15 protein-coding genes, 1 tRNA gene and 2 pseudogenes are annotated in these 15,762 nt (G+C 65.2%); 9 read left to right on the top strand and 9 right to left on the bottom strand.

The annotated features are described in order from the left end of the window. The 3 genes and pseudogenes from PHP91_RS14850 to PHP91_RS14840 all read left to right on the top strand — a co-directional run. Positions 1-252, top strand: a pseudogene (locus PHP91_RS14850) (hypothetical protein); the annotation flags it as partial. A gap of 219 nt (positions 253-471) precedes the next feature. Next, a complete protein-coding gene (locus tag PHP91_RS14845; RefSeq protein ID WP_300142370.1) occupies positions 472-918 on the top strand; it encodes an Rrf2 family transcriptional regulator in 447 nt (148 codons plus the stop codon). Between the two features lie 104 nt (positions 919-1,022). Continuing rightward, entirely contained in the window at positions 1,023-1,664 is a 642-nt protein-coding gene (locus tag PHP91_RS14840; protein WP_300142367.1) for a hemolysin III family protein, read from the top strand. Positions 1,665-1,734: 70 nt separating this feature from the next. On the opposite strand, the gene PHP91_RS14835 is transcribed toward PHP91_RS14840, so the two are convergent. The 7 genes from PHP91_RS14835 to PHP91_RS14805 all read right to left on the bottom strand — a co-directional run bounded on the left by PHP91_RS14835 (position 1,735) and on the right by PHP91_RS14805 (position 5,862). Then, positions 1,735-2,106, bottom strand: coding sequence for a hypothetical protein (locus PHP91_RS14835; protein WP_300142364.1), 372 nt, complete (start codon positions 2,104-2,106; stop codon positions 1,735-1,737). A 15-nt stretch (positions 2,107-2,121) separates the two neighbouring features. Continuing rightward, entirely contained in the window at positions 2,122-2,463 is a 342-nt protein-coding gene (locus tag PHP91_RS14830; RefSeq protein WP_300142361.1) for a cytoplasmic protein, read from the bottom strand. A 75-nt stretch (positions 2,464-2,538) separates the two neighbouring features. Continuing rightward, the gene (gene prxU / locus PHP91_RS14825) at positions 2,539-3,261 is read right to left on the bottom strand and encodes a thioredoxin-dependent peroxiredoxin (protein WP_300142358.1); all 723 of its coding nucleotides are present in this window, start codon (positions 3,259-3,261) and stop codon (positions 2,539-2,541) included. Between the two features lie 197 nt (positions 3,262-3,458). Continuing rightward, entirely contained in the window at positions 3,459-3,827 is a 369-nt protein-coding gene (locus PHP91_RS14820; RefSeq protein WP_300142355.1) for a hypothetical protein, read from the bottom strand. A gap of 461 nt (positions 3,828-4,288) precedes the next feature. Continuing rightward, a tRNA-Pro gene (locus tag PHP91_RS14815) sits at positions 4,289-4,365 on the bottom strand. A 53-nt stretch (positions 4,366-4,418) separates the two neighbouring features. Further along, positions 4,419-5,438, bottom strand: a complete 1,020-nt coding sequence (amrS, locus tag PHP91_RS14810) for an AmmeMemoRadiSam system radical SAM enzyme (protein ID WP_300142352.1) — start codon at positions 5,436-5,438, stop codon at positions 4,419-4,421. A 58-nt stretch (positions 5,439-5,496) separates the two neighbouring features. Then, positions 5,497-5,862: a hypothetical protein gene (locus tag PHP91_RS14805; protein WP_300142349.1), complete on the bottom strand. Its 366-nt coding sequence runs from the start codon at positions 5,860-5,862 to the stop codon at positions 5,497-5,499. Between the two features lie 179 nt (positions 5,863-6,041). On the opposite strand from PHP91_RS14805, the gene purM reads away from it, so the two are divergent. Next, positions 6,042-7,103: a phosphoribosylformylglycinamidine cyclo-ligase gene (gene purM, locus PHP91_RS14800; protein ID WP_300142346.1), complete on the top strand. Its 1,062-nt coding sequence runs from the start codon at positions 6,042-6,044 to the stop codon at positions 7,101-7,103. Positions 7,104-7,181: 78 nt separating this feature from the next. Here the strand turns inward: purM and PHP91_RS14795 are convergent, their stop codons facing one another. Together PHP91_RS14795 and PHP91_RS14790 are read right to left on the bottom strand one after the other, a co-directional pair. Next, on the bottom strand, positions 7,182-8,111 hold the full coding sequence (locus PHP91_RS14795; RefSeq protein WP_300142343.1) for a calcium/sodium antiporter: 930 nt from the start codon (positions 8,109-8,111) through the stop codon (positions 7,182-7,184). A 47-nt stretch (positions 8,112-8,158) separates the two neighbouring features. Continuing rightward, positions 8,159-9,220, bottom strand: a complete 1,062-nt coding sequence (locus PHP91_RS14790; protein WP_300142340.1) for a tRNA(5-methylaminomethyl-2-thiouridylate) methyltransferase — start codon at positions 9,218-9,220, stop codon at positions 8,159-8,161. A gap of 223 nt (positions 9,221-9,443) precedes the next feature. Here PHP91_RS14790 and recA point away from each other — a divergent pair, with 223 nt between their 5' ends. The 5 genes and pseudogenes from recA to PHP91_RS14765 form a co-directional block, all read left to right on the top strand. After that, positions 9,444-10,499, top strand: a complete 1,056-nt coding sequence (gene recA, locus PHP91_RS14785; RefSeq protein WP_300142337.1) for a recombinase RecA — start codon at positions 9,444-9,446, stop codon at positions 10,497-10,499. Between the two features lie 87 nt (positions 10,500-10,586). Further along, positions 10,587-13,226: an alanine--tRNA ligase gene (gene alaS, locus PHP91_RS14780; RefSeq protein ID WP_300142334.1), complete on the top strand. Its 2,640-nt coding sequence runs from the start codon at positions 10,587-10,589 to the stop codon at positions 13,224-13,226. Between the two features lie 890 nt (positions 13,227-14,116). After that, complete coding sequence (gene rplM, locus PHP91_RS14775; RefSeq protein ID WP_300142331.1) at positions 14,117-14,545, top strand: 50S ribosomal protein L13; 429 nt, start codon at positions 14,117-14,119, stop codon at positions 14,543-14,545. 9 nt (positions 14,546-14,554) lie between these two features. Further along, complete coding sequence (rpsI, locus tag PHP91_RS14770; RefSeq protein ID WP_300142373.1) at positions 14,555-14,947, top strand: 30S ribosomal protein S9; 393 nt, start codon at positions 14,555-14,557, stop codon at positions 14,945-14,947. A gap of 286 nt (positions 14,948-15,233) precedes the next feature. Beyond that, a pseudogene (locus tag PHP91_RS14765) lies at positions 15,234-15,762 on the top strand (radical SAM protein); the annotation flags it as partial.

Here is a 15,762-nt window from a genome sequence, read left to right as displayed (position 1 = left end):
GCCGCTCCCGCCGCCCCGGCCGAGGCCGCCGCTCCCGCCGCCCCGGCGGAGGCCGCCGCGCCCGCCGCCGTTCCGGCCCAGGCCGACACCGCCGCCATCGAGGCCGTGGTCCGCCGCGAGGTCGCGCCCATCAAGCAGATGCTGCTCGAAATGCACGATGCCGGTCCCGGCGTGGTCGAGATCGTGGGCGGCATCGGCTGGATCTTCGGGCTGTTTGGCGTGGCCGCCTACGTAAAATCCCGCAAGTCCTGATTTTCTCCACATCTGGTGGATGTCCCGGCGTCCGGTCTTTGGATCGGGCGTCGACGTATTGTCCTGCCGCCGATTCTGTGCTAATTCCCCTACAAAACGAATCGTTATTTTCCGAAGTTCAATGAATCCGGGAAGTAGTCGGTTTGAAAATTCATTCAGCGGCTCGTTCGTTGCGGGTCGGCCCCTGGCCGACGGGACGCGCCGCACTGCGAGGATTACATGCGTCTGACGACTAGAAGCCGGTACGGAACCCGGATGGTCCTGGATATCGCCCAGCACGGCGGCGACGGCCCGGTCCGCATTCAGGACATCGCCCAGCGGCAGGGCGTGTCCGTCAAGTATTTGGAAAAACTGATCCGCAAGCTCAAGGACGCGGGGTTCGTCAAGAGCAAGCGCGGCCCGCGCGGCGGCCACTCCCTGGCCCGCCCCGCCTCGGAGATCCCCCTTGGCGAGGTGGTGCGCGTGCTGGAGGGCGACGGCTCCCTGGTGGAATGCCGTTCCGGCCGCGAGGGGTGTGACCGCATGGACGTCTGCCTGACCCGCCGTCTCTGGGTGGAGGCGGCCGAGGCCATGTACAGCCGGATGAACAGTTATTCCCTGGCCGACCTGCTGGCCGACGCCCGCCAGTGCCGGGAGCGGGACGCCTTGCCCATGCTCATGGACTGAGGTCCGGCCGGGCCGTCGGCGGGCCTGTTCCGCAAACACTTGTTTGACTCGAAAAAAGCCGGTAGGGTGGCATTGTCGGCGCATCCCCAGACCGAGGAGGAGCCATGGTCATTTCCCTTCGCGACCCGGTAAGCGGGTTGACCCACCTGATCGGCGCGGTCCTGGCCGTGCTGGGCACGGTGCTGCTCCTCGCGCGTGTGACCAATCCGGCCCTGCCGTGGCACATCGTCACCTTCTCCATCTTCGGCGGGGCCATGATCCTGCTGTTCACGGCCAGCACCCTCTATCACTGGCTGCCGGTCTCCGAGAAATGGGTCCGCTTCCTGCGCCGGGTGGACCACTCCATGATCTTCTTCTACATCGCGGCCACCTATACGCCCATCTGCCTCATTCCCCTGCGCGGGCCGTGGGGCTGGTCCCTGTTCGGGGTCATCTGGGGGCTGGCCGTCAGCGGCATCTTCATGAAGGTGTTCTGGCTGGGCGCGCCGCGCTGGCTTTCCACGGCCATCTACCTGGCCATGGGCTGGCTGGTGCTGGTGGGGATATATCCCCTGGTGCGCGGCCTTTCGGCCGGGGCCCTGGCCTGGCTGGTGGGCGGCGGCCTGGTCTATTCAGCCGGGGCGGTGATCTACGCCCTGAAGCGGCCAGATCCGTGGCCCAAACACTTCGGGTTTCACGAAATCTTCCACATCTTCGTCATCGGCGGCAGTTTTTGCCACTTCGTGGTCATGTACTGGTTCATCTAGGCGTTAACGCCAATAAAAAAGGCGTCCTCTCGCCGGGGACGCCTTTTTTTATTCCCCGCGCGGGGAGAATTCAGGATTCAAGCCAGGCCTGCGCCTCCTCCGTGGAGGTGAAGCGGCGATAGCTGGCCGAGCGGTTGGTCAGGGCCGTTTCTACCAGACGGGTGGTTTGCGGCCGGGACGGGGAGGAGAGCACGGCCAGGCGCAGGCCCAGAAAGGCGATATCCCGCTCCTCGAAATAACTGGCGAATTCCACGACGTCCAGTGGCGACAACTCCAGGATGAACTCCCGGTTGTCGACCAGTATCCGTGGCCGTTTTTTCTCCTGCGCCATGCGGACGATGGCGAGGCCCCAGTCGATCAGGGACTGGGCGTCGGTCACCGCGCCCGCCGTGAGGCAGTACAGGTGCGTCGGATTGACCGTGAAGCTCTGAGTGTAGTTCATGGGGGCGCGCCCGGTCTAGAAGGTCAGGACGGTGTAGCCCCGGACCATGTATGCGGACATGGGCGGATGGCCGGACATGCCCTCCAGCAAGGCGAGTCCGGCGTCCCTGACAGCGTCCAGGACCCCGAGCTTGGCCGAGCACGCCTTGCACGCGCCGTCGATGAGCCCCCGATCCTTGCACTGCATGTACAGCGCGTGGAAGGGGTTGCCCGCCTTTTCCAGCTCCGGGACGAGCTTGACCGAGGCCCCCTCGAAGACGATGACCACCTCGCTTCCCTTGTCGGCCATGTCCAGGGCGTTGAGCAGGACGTGGACGAAGCACATCAGTTCTCCGTTGAAGGCGTACAGGCAAAACATGGCAACTCCTTGCCGTTTGAAAAAAAAGGCTCCCGGGCGGTCGCCCGGAAGCCAGGATACCGTCGGTACTGTGTGTTAGTCAAAGGCCTTGTTCACGGTCCACTGCTTCCAGACCTTGCCCACCAGGTCCGGGCCGGGGGTGAGCACGGGCTTGCCGGGCCGCCAGCCGGACGGGGCGGCCTTGGCCCCCTTGCTCTCCCGTACGAGCTGGAAGGCCTGAATCTGGCGAAGGGTCTCGTCGACGTTGCGGCCCACCGGGGGCGTCAGGATCTCGAAGCCCTGGACCACGCCGTCCGGGTCGATGAGGAACCGGCCGCGCACGTCCACGCCACCGGCTTCGTCATACACGCCGTAAACCTTGCCCACGTTGCCGCCGCCGTCGGACAGCATGGGGAAGGGCACCTTGCCCTTGGTTATCATCCTGGAAAGTTCGTCGTCCTGCCACATCTTGTGTACGAACATGGAGTCCGTGCTCATGGACAGGACCTGGACGCCCAGCTTTTCAAATTCGTCGTGCTTCTCCGCGACCGCGGAGATTTCGGTGGCTCAGACGAAGGTGAAGTCGCCTGGGTAGAAGCAGAGGACGACCCACTTGCCGAGATAGTTGGACAACCGGACCGAGCCGAAGCCGCCGTCGACGAAGGCGGGGGCCGTGAAGTCGGGGGCCTTGCGGCCGATGCGGACCATGGGTTTCTCCTGGAGTTGGACGTTGGCGGAAGGCTGGGCCGGAGCCGGTTGCGGCTCCTCGACGGGACCGCTGGCCGGGCGCTCGCAGGAAACTCCTTGCGGTTCAGGCATGATAAACTCCTTTGTTGTTCATTTGAACAGTTCAGCCTGGGTCAGGTATATCTCCTGTTGCCGGAATCGGTCAATATCAATAGATAATGTCTATGTCTCTGATTGAGATGGCGCCGGGAGCAGGGGACGCACGGGGGAGGCGGCGATCCGCCCGGCGGGGAAGAGGCGGGGTCGGGCTTTCCCCGGCGGAGGGGGTGTTATCGGGCCAGGGCGCGGCTGCTTTCGAGTTCCATCTTCAATACGTTCAATTCTCTGAGAGCCTCGTCCTGGGCGTTCGAAACTCCTTGGGTGATCGACTTGACGATGCTTTCCGCGTCCGCCTTTCCATCCTCCTGCACGCATAACATAAACGTTTTTATTCTTGAGAGATATTCGTTGTATTCGTCGACGGCCCGGTTGTAGGACTCCAGGTCGGACACGAAAAAAACGGGCGGAGACGGCTTGAAACAATCCGAGGGTTCCCAGGAAGCATACGGTGCGACCGTCGTCATGCCGTAGGTCCCGCCCGCGGCGGCCGAGGGGATGAGGAGTGCGATGAAGAGGAAGGCGGCCGCTGTTTTGGCCATGACCCGCTCCTGTGAGGCGAAAGGGTGTCTCCATTCGTGAACGTGGTGATGATATCGCCTTCGCGATCAACGGGTCAAGCGGTGATCCGGGCCGGCGTCCGGCCGGGCGAGCGGAGCGGAGCCGCATCCCCATCCGTCCGGATGCGGGCATGTCGCATTGAGAAAATAATTGTTCATATCCGCGCTGCGGTGAAGTCGCGGCAATGGATCGTGCCTGGCCGGGGCCAGCATTCCAGCCGTTGGGTGATTCCGAAGCGCTGCGGCAAACCATGGAGTGACGGGCTGGCGACCATGCCGGAGCGCTGTCGGGCTGAAATCGGGAACGACAGCCTCCATGCATGGCGAAAGGCGCGTTGTCCTCATCGGACAAGATGTCTGACTACCTCGACAACCTGGGCATGGGGCGAAATAAAAGCCTTTGATCCCGGCATTCCGCCGGGATCAAAGGCTCGTCGTTTCAATGGTCGGGGCGAAGGGATTTGAACCCCCGGCATCCTGCTCCCAAAGCAGGCGCGCTACCGGTCTGCGCCACGCCCCGCCGGAAAACCGGTCTGCCTATCTACTGGAAAAGGCGCGGGAAGGCAAGGCCGCTCAGCCCAGGCCCACGCCCGGGATGGGCTCGCCGCAGCGCAGGCAGCGGCCGTCCCTGACCCTGGAGCCCGACGCGCTGAAGCCGGTCCTGTCGATGAGCAGCTCGCCGCATCCGGGGCAGAGGGTCTGTTGCCGGTCCGTGCCCGGCAGGTTGCCGATATACACGAATTTCAACCCCTTGGACTTGCCCATGGCGTAGGCTGCCTCCAGGCTGTCCCGGCCGGTGGCCGCCCGGTCGGTGAGCTTGTAATCCGGGTGGAAGCGGGAGATGTGCCACGGCGTGTCCGTGCCGACCTCCTTCGCCAGAAAGTCCGTGAGCCGGTCCAGTTCGCCCGGCGAGTCGTTCTTGCCGGGGATGAGCAGGGTGGTCACCTCCAGCCACCAGCCCAGGTCGTGCTTTATGTGCTTGAGGTTCTCCAGCACCGGCGCGAGCCGTCCGCCGGTCAGCTCGGCGTAGAAGGTCTCGGTGAAGCACTTGAGGTCCACGTTGATGGCGTGGATGTCGTCCCGCAGCTCGTCCAGGCACTCCCTGCTCATGAAGCCGTTGGAGACCATGATGTTCTTGAGCCCCCGCGCCTTGGCCAGCCGGGCCGAGTCCTGCATGAGCTCGAAGAAGATGGTCGGCTCGGAATAGGTGTAGGAGATGGAGGCGGCCCCGAGGCGCACGGCCTCGGCCACCAACTGCTCGGGCGTGGCGTCGCGCCCCTCGATGCGGCCGTCCTCGCCCGGCGGCTGGGAGAGGGTCCAGTTCTGGCAGAAGGCGCAGTGGAAGTTGCAGCCCATGGTGGCGAAGGAGTATGTGCGCGAGCCGGGCTGGAAGTGGTAGAGCGGCTTTTTCTCCACCGGGTCCAGGTTCAGGGCCGCGATGCGCCCGTAGTTCAGGGCGTAGAGGGCGCCGTCCCGGTTCTCGCGAACGCCGCATTTGCCGCGTTCGCCCGGCGGGATGGCGCAGAAATGGTTGCACAGACGGCATTGCGCCGCGCCGTTTCTCAGCGGTTTCCAGAGCCGCGCTTCCTGCATGGCTGCCTCCTCTCCTTTCCTCCCCGCCGCTTCCCGGCCTGTTCGCCGCTGGAGTCGGTTATTGCGACTCCTGGGTGGTCGTGGTGGTGGTCTGGGTGTCGGTGGCGTTGTTGTAGCTGGTGGTCGTGCTGGTCGAGCTGCTGTTGGCGGGCCAGTTGACGTTCGGGTTCACCGTGATGATGACCTTGTCGTACCAGTCCACGGGTTCGGGCGCGGGGGCGGCCTTGACGTTGATGGTCGAGTCCCCGGCCGCGTTGGCGCCGATGGTGGCGTTGCCCGTCTTATCGCCCTGGGCGGTGCCGAAGGCGGTGTCCTGCCGGTTCTTGGCCGTGTCCTTGTTCTCGAACTTCGCCCCGGCCAGGGCCAGGGAGAGCGTCAACAGGACAACGGCGGCGATGATGAACAGTCTGCCGAAAAGATTCATGGTTTCCTCCGTGCGGCCGTCGGTTTTCCCATATCTTGGAATGTAAGCATCCGCGCCGGAAATGGCAATGCAATTCGCGGACCGGCGTCCCGTAGCCGCAGGGGCAACTTGTCCCTTGAACTTGGACCGGCAACCATCTATAACCGGCACAACATCCTCAAGCGCACCAGGAGAGCATCATGAGCGAGAGCGCCAAACGGTCCCGTGCCTATACCGAAGCCGGGGTGGACATCGAGGCGGGCAACCGTTTCGTCGGCCGCATCAAGGAGATGGTGAAGTCCACCTTCACCCCGGGCGTGGCCACGGACATCGGCGGCTTCGGCGGCCTGTTCAAGCCCGAGATCGCGGGTATGGAGACCCCCATGCTGGTGGCCGGAACCGACGGCGTGGGCACCAAGCTCAAGCTCGCCTTCCTTTTCGACAGGCACGACACCGTGGGCATCGACCTTGTGGCCATGTCCGTCAACGATGTGCTCGTCCAGGGCGCGGCCCCGCTTTTCTTCCTCGACTATTTCGCCACCGGCAAGCTGGAGTCCGGCGTGGCCGAGCAGGTGGTGTCCGGCGTGTGCGAGGGCTGCCGCCAGTCCGCCTGCGCCCTGCTGGGCGGCGAGACCGCCGAGATGCCCGGCTTCTACCCGGACGGCGAGTACGACCTCTCCGGGTTCGCCGTGGGCCTGGTGGACGCGCCGAAGATGGTCACCGGCGAGCACGTGGCCCCCGGCGACGTGCTGGTCGGCCTCGGCTCCTCGGGCGTGCACTCCAACGGCTGGTCCCTGGTGCGCAAGCTCCTGGGCGAGTCCGGCCTCAAGGCCGACGACATTTTCCCCGGTACGGACCGTCCCGTGGCCGACGTGCTCATCGAGCCCACCCGCATCTACGTGAAGCCCGTGCTCGAACTGCTGAACAAGGTCGCGGTGAGGGGCATGGTACACGTTACCGGCGGCGGGTTCTACGACAACATCCCGCGCGTCCTGCCCGAGTCCGTGGCCGCCTCCATCCAGTTCGGCACCTGGCCCATCCTGCCTGTGTTCGAGTGGATTCGCGGCCAGGGCGACCTCTCCTGGCCCGAGATGCTCCAGATTTTCAACTGCGGAATCGGCTACATCCTCATCCTCTCCCCGGAGGACGCGGAGACCGCCCTCGACTTCCTCGACGGCCGCGACGACGTGGACGCCTACCGCATCGGCGAGATCGTCGAGCGCAAGGACGGCGGCGAGCAGGTGGAGGTCGTCTTCCCGTAGGGAAAGACGCATGACGAAAAAAAACGGCGGGCCGTCCCCAGTGGGGGCGGCCCGCCTTTCTTTTCGGGATCGGGGGGATCAGGCCATGAAGTCGTGGGCCCAGCGGGCCAGGTTGACGGCAACGAGCAGCGCGCCTTCCAGGCGGGTGAGCCGCCAGCCGGTGCGCAGCATGACCAGGACCAGGCCGACCATGCCGACCAGGAGGATGAGCCCGCTCGACGCCTCGGGCGAGACGTGAAGGGGCTTCAGGGCGCAGGTCAGGCCCAGCACGCCCGCGAAGTTGAAGAAATCCGAGCCGATGAGGTTGCCGAGCAGCATCTCGTTTTTGCCCCGGACCGAGGCGGCCAGAGAGGTGACCAGCTCCGGCAGGCTGGTGCCCGCGGCCACGATGGTCACGCCGATGACCCAGGAGGAGACGCCGAGATCCGTGGCGATGCTGGTGGCTGCCGAGACCATCAGGTGGCCGCCCGCCGAGATGGCGACGAAGCCCGCCACGAGCAGCGCGCCGTGCTTCCAGGTGGCGTGCTGGCCACGCAGTTCCTCCAGTTCGTCCTCGCCGGGCGATTCGCGCTTGCGGCCCAGGTGGAGCAGGTAGCCCGCGAGCAGGACGAGCAGGGCGAGGCCGAAGGGTCGGCCGAGCTCGCCGGTGAAGGAGACGAGCAGGATGGCGATGGTGGTTCCGAAGAGGAGCAGGCCGTCGCGGTAGACGATGGTCCGGCTCACCGCGAGCGGGCGGATCATGGCCATGAGGCCGAGGATGAATCCGAGGTTGAAGATGTTGGACCCGACCACGTTGGACAGCGAGATGTCGTTGTGCCCGCGCAGGGCGGCGTCCACGGTGACCAGGAATTCGGGCGCGGAGGTGCCGAAGGCGATGATGGTCAGCCCGATGACAAGTTCCGAGATGCCCCAGCGCCGGGCGATGAGCGCGGCGGAGGTGACGATCCAGTTGGCCCCGAACCAGAGGAGCAGGGCGGCGACGATGAAAGTGACGGAGTCGATAAGCATGGGGCTACCCATATGCCATGCCCGGAGCAGGGGCAAGGATTACCGGATTATTGCAATTGCGACTTTTTCCACGCCTTGACCAGGGCGGGCTGGGGCTCGGCCCAGTCCAGGCGGGTCTCCCGGGCGGGAATGACGTCCAGGGTCCGGGCCTCCCCGTCGCGTCTGACGCGCACCTGGATGGGCTCGCCCGTGGACTCGAAGTGGCGGCGGCCCTTGCCCGAATACGAGGCCACGAAGGCGGCCGCGTCGGCCAGGACCTCCTCGGCCCACTCCCCCGCCACGGGGCGGCACACGGCCAGGGGGCCGGGAAAGACGCGTGTCTTGATGATGTAGTCGCCGGGCCGGGCCAGCGCGCCGATGCGCTCGTTGTCGTCGCCGGTGCGGCCGAAGGTCAGCCAGTGGTCGCCGGACCAGTACTGGCGGCCGCAGCGGGCCAGGGAAAAATCGTCGGGCGTGGGCCGCCCCTTGCTCTCGATGAGCCGGACGAACCGGGCCGCGCCCTGGGCCTCGGCCAGGCAGCAGCCGCCCGCCGGGGTCGGCACCTCGGTGAAGCCGTAGGCCGCGGCCGCGGCCATCTGCGGCTTGCGGCCCCGGCCGTACCAGTCGTGCAGCCGCTCGCGGTCCACCAGGCCCGCCGCCTCCATGGGCGTGGGCGGCAGCTTCCTGGCGCAGAGCGGCCGCAGGAGCAGGTCGCGCACCTCGGCGCGCTTGGTGATGAGGTTCAGGGCGTCCTCGCGCTGGCTCATGGGCCGCTGGCCCACCACCTCGCCCGAGATCAGGAATTTGGCCCCGTATTCGGGCAGCATCTTCAGCGCGGCCGAGAGCATCAGGATCTTGCAGTCGATGCACGGGTTGAGCCACTTGCCGAAGCCCGCGCCCGGCCCGCCCAGGAGCATGTCGATATATGCCTGGCCCACGTCGATGGCCACGCCCTCGATGCCATACAGCTCACGCCAGGCCGGGAGGAGCTCGGGCTTGCCGAAAAAGGGCGTGACGAAGTGCAGCCCGAGGACCGAGAGGCCCTGGTCCATGACCGTGCGCATGGCCAGGATGGAATCCAGGCCGCCCGAGAGCAGGGCGAGCGCGTCGTACTTTCCGTTGATCGCCATGGCGGGAGCCTTAAGTGAGTTTGCCGCCGAGGGCAAGCCCTCCTGTGCGGTCCGGTGCGGCCCTGGCCCGGTTCCGATGATGCGAAACCGGTGTATCCAGCCGATCCGCCAGGTGATTTTTTCAGTCGCATCCGGCCCGAAACGACGGTTGCCCGTCGGGCGCGTATCTGGTATCGAAACGTGTTGTTTTGCTGATGCGCCATCAAACGCCAAGGAGAAACCCATGGCCCGTAAAGCCGTTGACCAGGACGCCCTGCGCAAGGAAGCCCTCGGCACCGCTCTGACCACCATCGAACGCAAGTTCGGCAAGGGGGCCATCATGCGGCTCGAGGACGAAGCGTCCCACTCCATTCCCTTCATTCCCACCGGCTCCATCGGCCTGGACCTGGCCCTGGGCATCGGCGGCGTGCCGCGCGGCCGCGTCATCGAGATCTTCGGCCCGGAGTCTTCGGGCAAGACGACGCTCGCCCTGCACATCGTGGCCGAGGCCCAGAAGCGCGGGGGCAACGCGGCCTTCGTGGACGCCGAGCACGCCCTGGACCCGAGCTACGCCCGCCGACTGGGCGTCAAGACCGACGAACTGCTCATCTCCCAGCCCGACTACGGCGAGCAGGCGCTGGAAATCGCCGACCTGCTGGTCCGCTCCGGGGCCATGGACGTGGTGGTCATCGACTCGGTGGCCGCGCTCATCCCCCAGGCCGAGCTGGAAGGGCAGATGGGCGAGACCCAGGTGGGCGGCCAGGCGCGGCTCATGTCCCACGCGCTCCGCAAGCTCACCGGCACCATCCACAAGTCCAACTGCGTGGTCATCTTCATCAACCAGATCCGCATGAAGATCGGCATGACCGGCTACGGCAACCCCGAGACCACCTCGGGCGGCAACGCGCTCAAGTTCTACGCCTCCTGCCGCCTGGACATCCGGCGCATCCAGACCCTCAAGGACAAGGACGAGTCCTACGGCATCCGCGCCCGGATCAAGGTGGTCAAGAACAAGGTGGCCCCGCCGTTCCGCGAGGCGCTCGTGGACGTGCTCTACGGCCAGGGCATCTCGCGCATGGGCGAGCTCATCGACATGAGCGTGGACCTGGGCATCATCGAAAAGTCCGGTTCCTGGTTCGCCTTCGGTTCCGAGAAGCTCGGCCAGGGCAAGGAAAACGTGCGCCAGCTCCTCCAGGACAACCCGGACATCGCCGCGGCCATCGAGGCCCAGTTGATGCAGCACCTGGGAATGGGCGAGGTCCCGGTCCACGATGAGACCGAAGAGGCCACCGACGACTAAATTCGACAAGCACCGGAAGGAGCGCCCCGGGCATCCGGCCCGGGGCGCTTTTGTCTGGAAATCACCTTATCTGGAGAACCTCAAACCATGAACGCCGCTGAAATCCGCAAGAGATTCCTTGAATTCTTCGCCCGCAACAACCATACCGTGGTGGACTCCGCTCCGCTTATTCCCAAGGACGACCCGAGCCTGATGTTCACCAACGCGGGCATGGTCCAGTTCAAGAAGCTCTTCCTGGGCCAGGAGAAGCGCGACTACATCCGGGCCACCACCAGCCAGAAGTGCCTGCGCGTGGGCGGCAAGCACAACGACCTCGAAAACGTGGGCCGCACCGCGCGCCACCACACCTTCTTCGAGATGCTCGGCAACTTTTCCTTCGGCGACTACTTCAAGGAAGACGCCATCCGGTTCTGCTGGACGTTCCTCACCGAGGAGCTGAAGCTCGACAAGAGCCGCCTCTACATCACCATCTACAAGGACGACGACGAGGCCTTCGATCTGTGGCGAAAGGTGGCGGGCGTCTCCCCCGAGCGCATCTACCGCCTGGGCGAGAAGGACAACTTCTGGTCCATGGGCGACACCGGCCCCTGCGGCCCCTGCTCCGAGGTCCACTACGACCAGGGCGAGGAAGTGGGTTGCGGCCCCAACTGCGGCATCGGCAAGTGCGACTGCGACCGGTTCCTGGAAATCTGGAACCTCGTCTTCATGCAGTACGACCAGGCCGAGGACGGCACGCGCACCGCGTTGCCCCGGCCGTCCATCGACACCGGCATGGGCCTGGAGCGCATCGCCGCCGTGTGCCAGGGCGTCCACTCCAACTACGAGACCGACCTCTTCCAGTCCATCATCCAGTACACCGCCGACTTGGCGGGCGTGAAATACCGCCAGGATACGGAGATCGACACCGCCCTCCAGGTCATCGCCGACCACTCGCGGGCCATCGCCTTCCTCATCCCGGACCAGGTCCTGCCGTCCAACGAGGGTCGCGGCTACATCCTGCGCCGCCTGATCCGCCGAGCCTACCGCTTCGGCAAGCTGATGGGCCTTGAGGGCTCCTTCCTCTGGAAGACCGCGTCCAAGGTCGTTGAGGACATGGGCGGCCACTATGCCGAACTCAAGGATTCCAAGGACTTCATGGTCGAGGTCGTGCGCGGCGAGGAGGAATCCTTCGCCAAGACCCTGGACAAGGGGCTCGACATGCTGGAGCAGGAGCTGGCCGCCCTGGAGAAGGCCGGGGCCAAGGTCGTGCCCGGCGAAACCACCTTCCGCCTCTACGACACCTTCGGGTTCCCCATCGACATCGTGCGCGACGTGGCCGAGAAACGCGGCATCGACGTGGACGAGGCCGCCTTCGACGTGCTGATGAAGGAGCAGAAGGACCGCTCCAAGGCCGCCTGGAAGGGCTCCGGCGAGAAGGACGTGGCCTCCCTGTTCCAGGTCCTGCTGGAGCAGGGCGTCACCTCGGAATTTTCCGGCTACGAGCTCATGAGCGACCAGTCCGAGATCACCTATCTGCTCGACGAGTCCGGCAAGGTGGCGGAGGCCCTGCCCCAGGGCGCCACCGGATGGATGGTCGCGGCCGTGACCCCGTTCTACGGCGAGTCCGGCGGCCAGGTGGGCGACACGGGCGAGATCGCCGCCACCACGGGCAAGGCCCTGGTGGTCGACACGGTCAAGCCGTCGCGCAATCTGACGGCCCACAAGGTGAAAGTGGCCGAGGGCGAGCTCAAGGTAGGCGCGGCCTGCTTCCTCAACGTGGACCGGACCCGGCGGCTGGCCACCATGCGCAACCACACCGTGACCCACCTGATGCACGCCGCCCTGCACAAGGTCCTGGGCGACCACGCCAACCAGGCGGGCTCCCTGGTCGGGCCGGACCGGCTGCGCTTCGATTTCACGCACATCAAGGGCCTCTCCGCCGAGGAGATCGCCCAGGTCGAGGCCATCGTCAACCGCGTCATCCTGGAGGCCATTCCGGTGGACCGTTCCGTCATGTCCATCGCCGACGCCCAGGCCAAGGGCGCGACCGCGCTCTTCGGCGAGAAGTACGGCGACACCGTCTCCGTCATCGAGGTGCCCGGCGTCTCCATGGAGCTGTGCGGCGGCACCCACCTGGACAACACCGGCATCGCGGGTTCCTTCGTCATCGCCAGCGAGTCCGGCGTGGCCGCGGGCATCCGGCGCATCGAGGCCGCCACGGGCGGCAACGCCATCGCCTACCTGAACGAGCGCCGCGCCGCCGCCGCCGAGGCGGCAGCCATGCTCAAGGCCCAGCCCGCCGAGCTGCCGAAGAAGGTCCACGACCTCCAGCAGCAGGTCAAGGATATGGCCAGGGAGATGAAGGCCCTCCAGGCCAAGCTGGCCTCGGGCGCGGGTCGCGACCTGCTTTCGGACGCCGAGGAGATCGGCGGGATCAAGGTCCTGGCCGCGCAGGTGGACGCCCCGAACATGAACATCATGCTGGAGCAGATGGACGCCCTGCGTTCCAAGATGGAGTCGGGCATCGTCTGCCTGGCGGCGGCCCACGAGGACGGCAAGGTCTCCGTGGCCCTGGCCGTGACCAAGGACCTGCAAGGCAAATTCAAGGCGGGCGACCTCATCAAGCCCGTGGCCGCCGAAGTCGGCGGGGGTGGCGGCGGCCGGCCTGACATGGCCCGCGCCGGCGGAACCAACCCGGCGGGCATCCCGGCCGCCATCGCCAAGGTGAAGGAGCTGATCGCGGGGTAGGGGACTGCCTCGGCGAATCGGCTGCGCATAACAATGAAATAGACGGCGCACGCTCGAAAGGGCGTGCGCCGTTTTTCATTTTTGCTGCTCGGAGAGAGAAAAGGAAGAAAGCCAGAGAGGCAGAAAGACAAAAAGACAGATGAGGAGCCGCCTCCGGCGGGACTGTGTTGCAGAGGTTTCGCGCCATGAAGGCGCGACTTGCTTTTGGATCGGACGCAGATTGTCAAACCAAACTGAACGCCTCTGCAATCCCTTGTTGTTCAATGACTTTCCAGGTTGTCCGATATCCGTGCTTCTTCCTTGGCCGATTGTTAATCAACTCGACGGCCCATGCTAATTGATCGGGGATAGTGAAATCGGCACGATGACGATTGCGTGTGGTTTTTGCGAGAGATGGAGCCGTTCCGCTTGGATCGGATGCTTGGCGACGAAACGCCAAAGGCGGACCATATGCCCTCAACATACTTTTTTTACGGATTTTTTGGGCCAGCAAAAAATGAAGCTCCGCCCGCGCAGGGCATTCAAAAAAAACGGGGGGGAAGCGAACGCTTTTCCCGGCTATTGACACACTCCCAAGCTGTTGCTCGCCATTCCTTCTCAAAAGTAGAAGCAAAAACAGCCAGTTCAGGGCTCGCTCCTTCCGCCCGGGCACGCACGAAGCCCCGCCGCCCCCTTCCAAAAGATTTTTCTTGTCGACCCCATGAATTTCAGGTAAGACCTCCTTCCCCGGTCGGGTCCAGCGTCCACCGGCGGCGTTCCCCGTTACAACTCGCCGCCGCAAACCGCCCACCCCGTCCGCGCCTATACCGTATATGACGTACGAGGGTTGACATGCGCCAGTGTTGCGCGTAGACACCCCTCTCTCAGCTTGCTTTTTAAGGAGCATTACCATGAAGACATATAGCCCGAAGCCGGAAGACGCGAACCGCGAGTGGTTCATCGTGGACGCCACCGACAAGATCCTGGGCCGACTGGCCACTGAGATCACCAACCGCCTGCGCGGCAAGCACAAGCCCGAATTCACCCCCTACATGGACATGGGTGACTTCGTCGTCGTCATCAACGCCGACAAGATCAAGGTCACCGGCCAGAAGCTTGATCGGAAGATGTACTACAAGCACACCAACCATCCCGGCGGACTCAAGCAGAAGACCCTGCGCGAGATGCTGGCCCTCAAGCCTGAAAACGTGATCACCGCCGCCGTCAAGGGCATGCTGCCCAAGAACAAGCTCGCCGCCCAGCAGCTCAAGAAGCTGAAGGTCTACGCCGGTAGCGAGCACCCGCACGCGGCCCAGGCTCCCAAAACTCTGGATTTTTAATCGGGGATTATCATGAGCGATTTCACCTACGCCACCGGCAAACGTAAGAACGCCATCTCCCGCACCCGTCTCTACGCCGGGACCGGGCAGATCACCGTCAACGGCCGTCCCTTCGAGGACTATTTCCCGCGCAAGACCCTGCAGATGGTCGTGCAGCAGCCCCTCAAGCTGGTCCGGATGCTCGACAAGTTCGACATTCAGGCCAACTGCGTCGGCGGCGGCTCCACCGGCCAGGCCGAGGCCCTGCGCCACGGCATCGCGCGCGCCCTGTGCGAGCTGAATCCCGAACTTCGCGCCGTCCTCAAGCCCGCCGGTCTCCTGACCCGCGACGCTCGCAAGAAGGAACGCAAGAAGTACGGTCTGCGCGGCGCCCGCGCCTCCTTCCAGTACTCCAAGCGTTAAGCCGCGAGCTGGATCGACAGATCATTCAAGGCCGGTGCCCCTCGGGGCCCCGGCCTTTTCGCCTTGGGCGGGGGAGGACGCGCCTGCGGGCGAATGCCGTCCCCGCCGCTCCGCCCGGTGCCGTTGCCGGGTTCGGCCCAGTGTTGCCGGGTTCGGAGCAAAGCCGGACCTGTAGCCGTCCCGGCGCCGGGCCGGAGCCGGCCCTTCATGCCCGGGGCGCGCCGTTTCGGCGACCATCCGGAATCATCCCTTGCCCAAACGCGGAAACATCCCGTATATCCCTGCCATGTCAACAAAGAAAAAACCGCAGCCGCACATGCTCTTCGCCGCCGAAAACGGCGAAATTTACGACCATCCCGACTTTCTGCTGATGTGCCGTCGGGGCGACGAGTTCGCTCTGCCCCGGCCCGACGAGATCATGCCCCTGCCCGAGGAGTCCGAGTTCTTCATGCTGCCCGGCCGCCACGCCATGGGCTACGACCCCGAGAGCGGCCAGGCCGAGGTCATGGAGGAGCTGGCCGTGGCCGCCTTCGCCTGTCCCGGCCACACCGTGACCGGCATCTCGGCCTACGAGTCCGACGATGACGCGCCGGTGCTGCCGCTGCTCTCCTACGCGGCCATCGGCTATGCCGAGGGGCGGTTCTGGGTCTGCGCCAAGAAGGTGGACGAGGACACGCGTCAGGTCTTTACCCACATCCCGCCCGACCGGATCGAGGCGGGCGCGCACCAGCTCATCGCCGAGCTGCCCGGCAACCGGCTGGTCGGCCACCTGGCCGGATGCGCCCTGACCAGCGGCTGCCCGGCGGCCAAGAACC

Source organism: Pseudodesulfovibrio sp. (assembly GCF_028692895.1).
In the GTDB taxonomy this organism is placed as follows: domain Bacteria; phylum Desulfobacterota; class Desulfovibrionia; order Desulfovibrionales; family Desulfovibrionaceae; genus Pseudodesulfovibrio.
The sequence above is the reverse complement of the archived record's forward strand: the minus strand, read 5'-3'. Positions and strand labels throughout refer to the sequence as shown.

Excerpts from the sequence above, each read along its gene's own strand:
- PHP91_RS14845 (WP_300142370.1), top strand. The coding sequence starts at position 472 with ATGCGTCTGACGACTAGAAGCCGGTACGGAACCCGGATGGTCCTGGAT.
- PHP91_RS14840 (WP_300142367.1), top strand. The coding sequence starts at position 1,023 with ATGGTCATTTCCCTTCGCGACCCGGTAAGCGGGTTGACCCACCTGATC.
- PHP91_RS14835 (WP_300142364.1), bottom strand. The coding sequence starts at position 2,106 with ATGAACTACACTCAGAGCTTCACGGTCAATCCGACGCACCTGTACTGC.
- PHP91_RS14830 (WP_300142361.1), bottom strand. The coding sequence starts at position 2,463 with ATGTTTTGCCTGTACGCCTTCAACGGAGAACTGATGTGCTTCGTCCAC.
- PHP91_RS14820 (WP_300142355.1), bottom strand. The coding sequence starts at position 3,827 with ATGGCCAAAACAGCGGCCGCCTTCCTCTTCATCGCACTCCTCATCCCC.
- amrS (WP_300142352.1), bottom strand. The coding sequence starts at position 5,438 with ATGCAGGAAGCGCGGCTCTGGAAACCGCTGAGAAACGGCGCGGCGCAA.
- PHP91_RS14805 (WP_300142349.1), bottom strand. The coding sequence starts at position 5,862 with ATGAATCTTTTCGGCAGACTGTTCATCATCGCCGCCGTTGTCCTGTTG.
- purM (WP_300142346.1), top strand. The coding sequence starts at position 6,042 with ATGAGCGAGAGCGCCAAACGGTCCCGTGCCTATACCGAAGCCGGGGTG.
- PHP91_RS14795 (WP_300142343.1), bottom strand. The coding sequence starts at position 8,111 with ATGCTTATCGACTCCGTCACTTTCATCGTCGCCGCCCTGCTCCTCTGG.
- PHP91_RS14790 (WP_300142340.1), bottom strand. The coding sequence starts at position 9,220 with ATGGCGATCAACGGAAAGTACGACGCGCTCGCCCTGCTCTCGGGCGGC.
- recA (WP_300142337.1), top strand. The coding sequence starts at position 9,444 with ATGGCCCGTAAAGCCGTTGACCAGGACGCCCTGCGCAAGGAAGCCCTC.
- alaS (WP_300142334.1), top strand. The coding sequence starts at position 10,587 with ATGAACGCCGCTGAAATCCGCAAGAGATTCCTTGAATTCTTCGCCCGC.
- rplM (WP_300142331.1), top strand. The coding sequence starts at position 14,117 with ATGAAGACATATAGCCCGAAGCCGGAAGACGCGAACCGCGAGTGGTTC.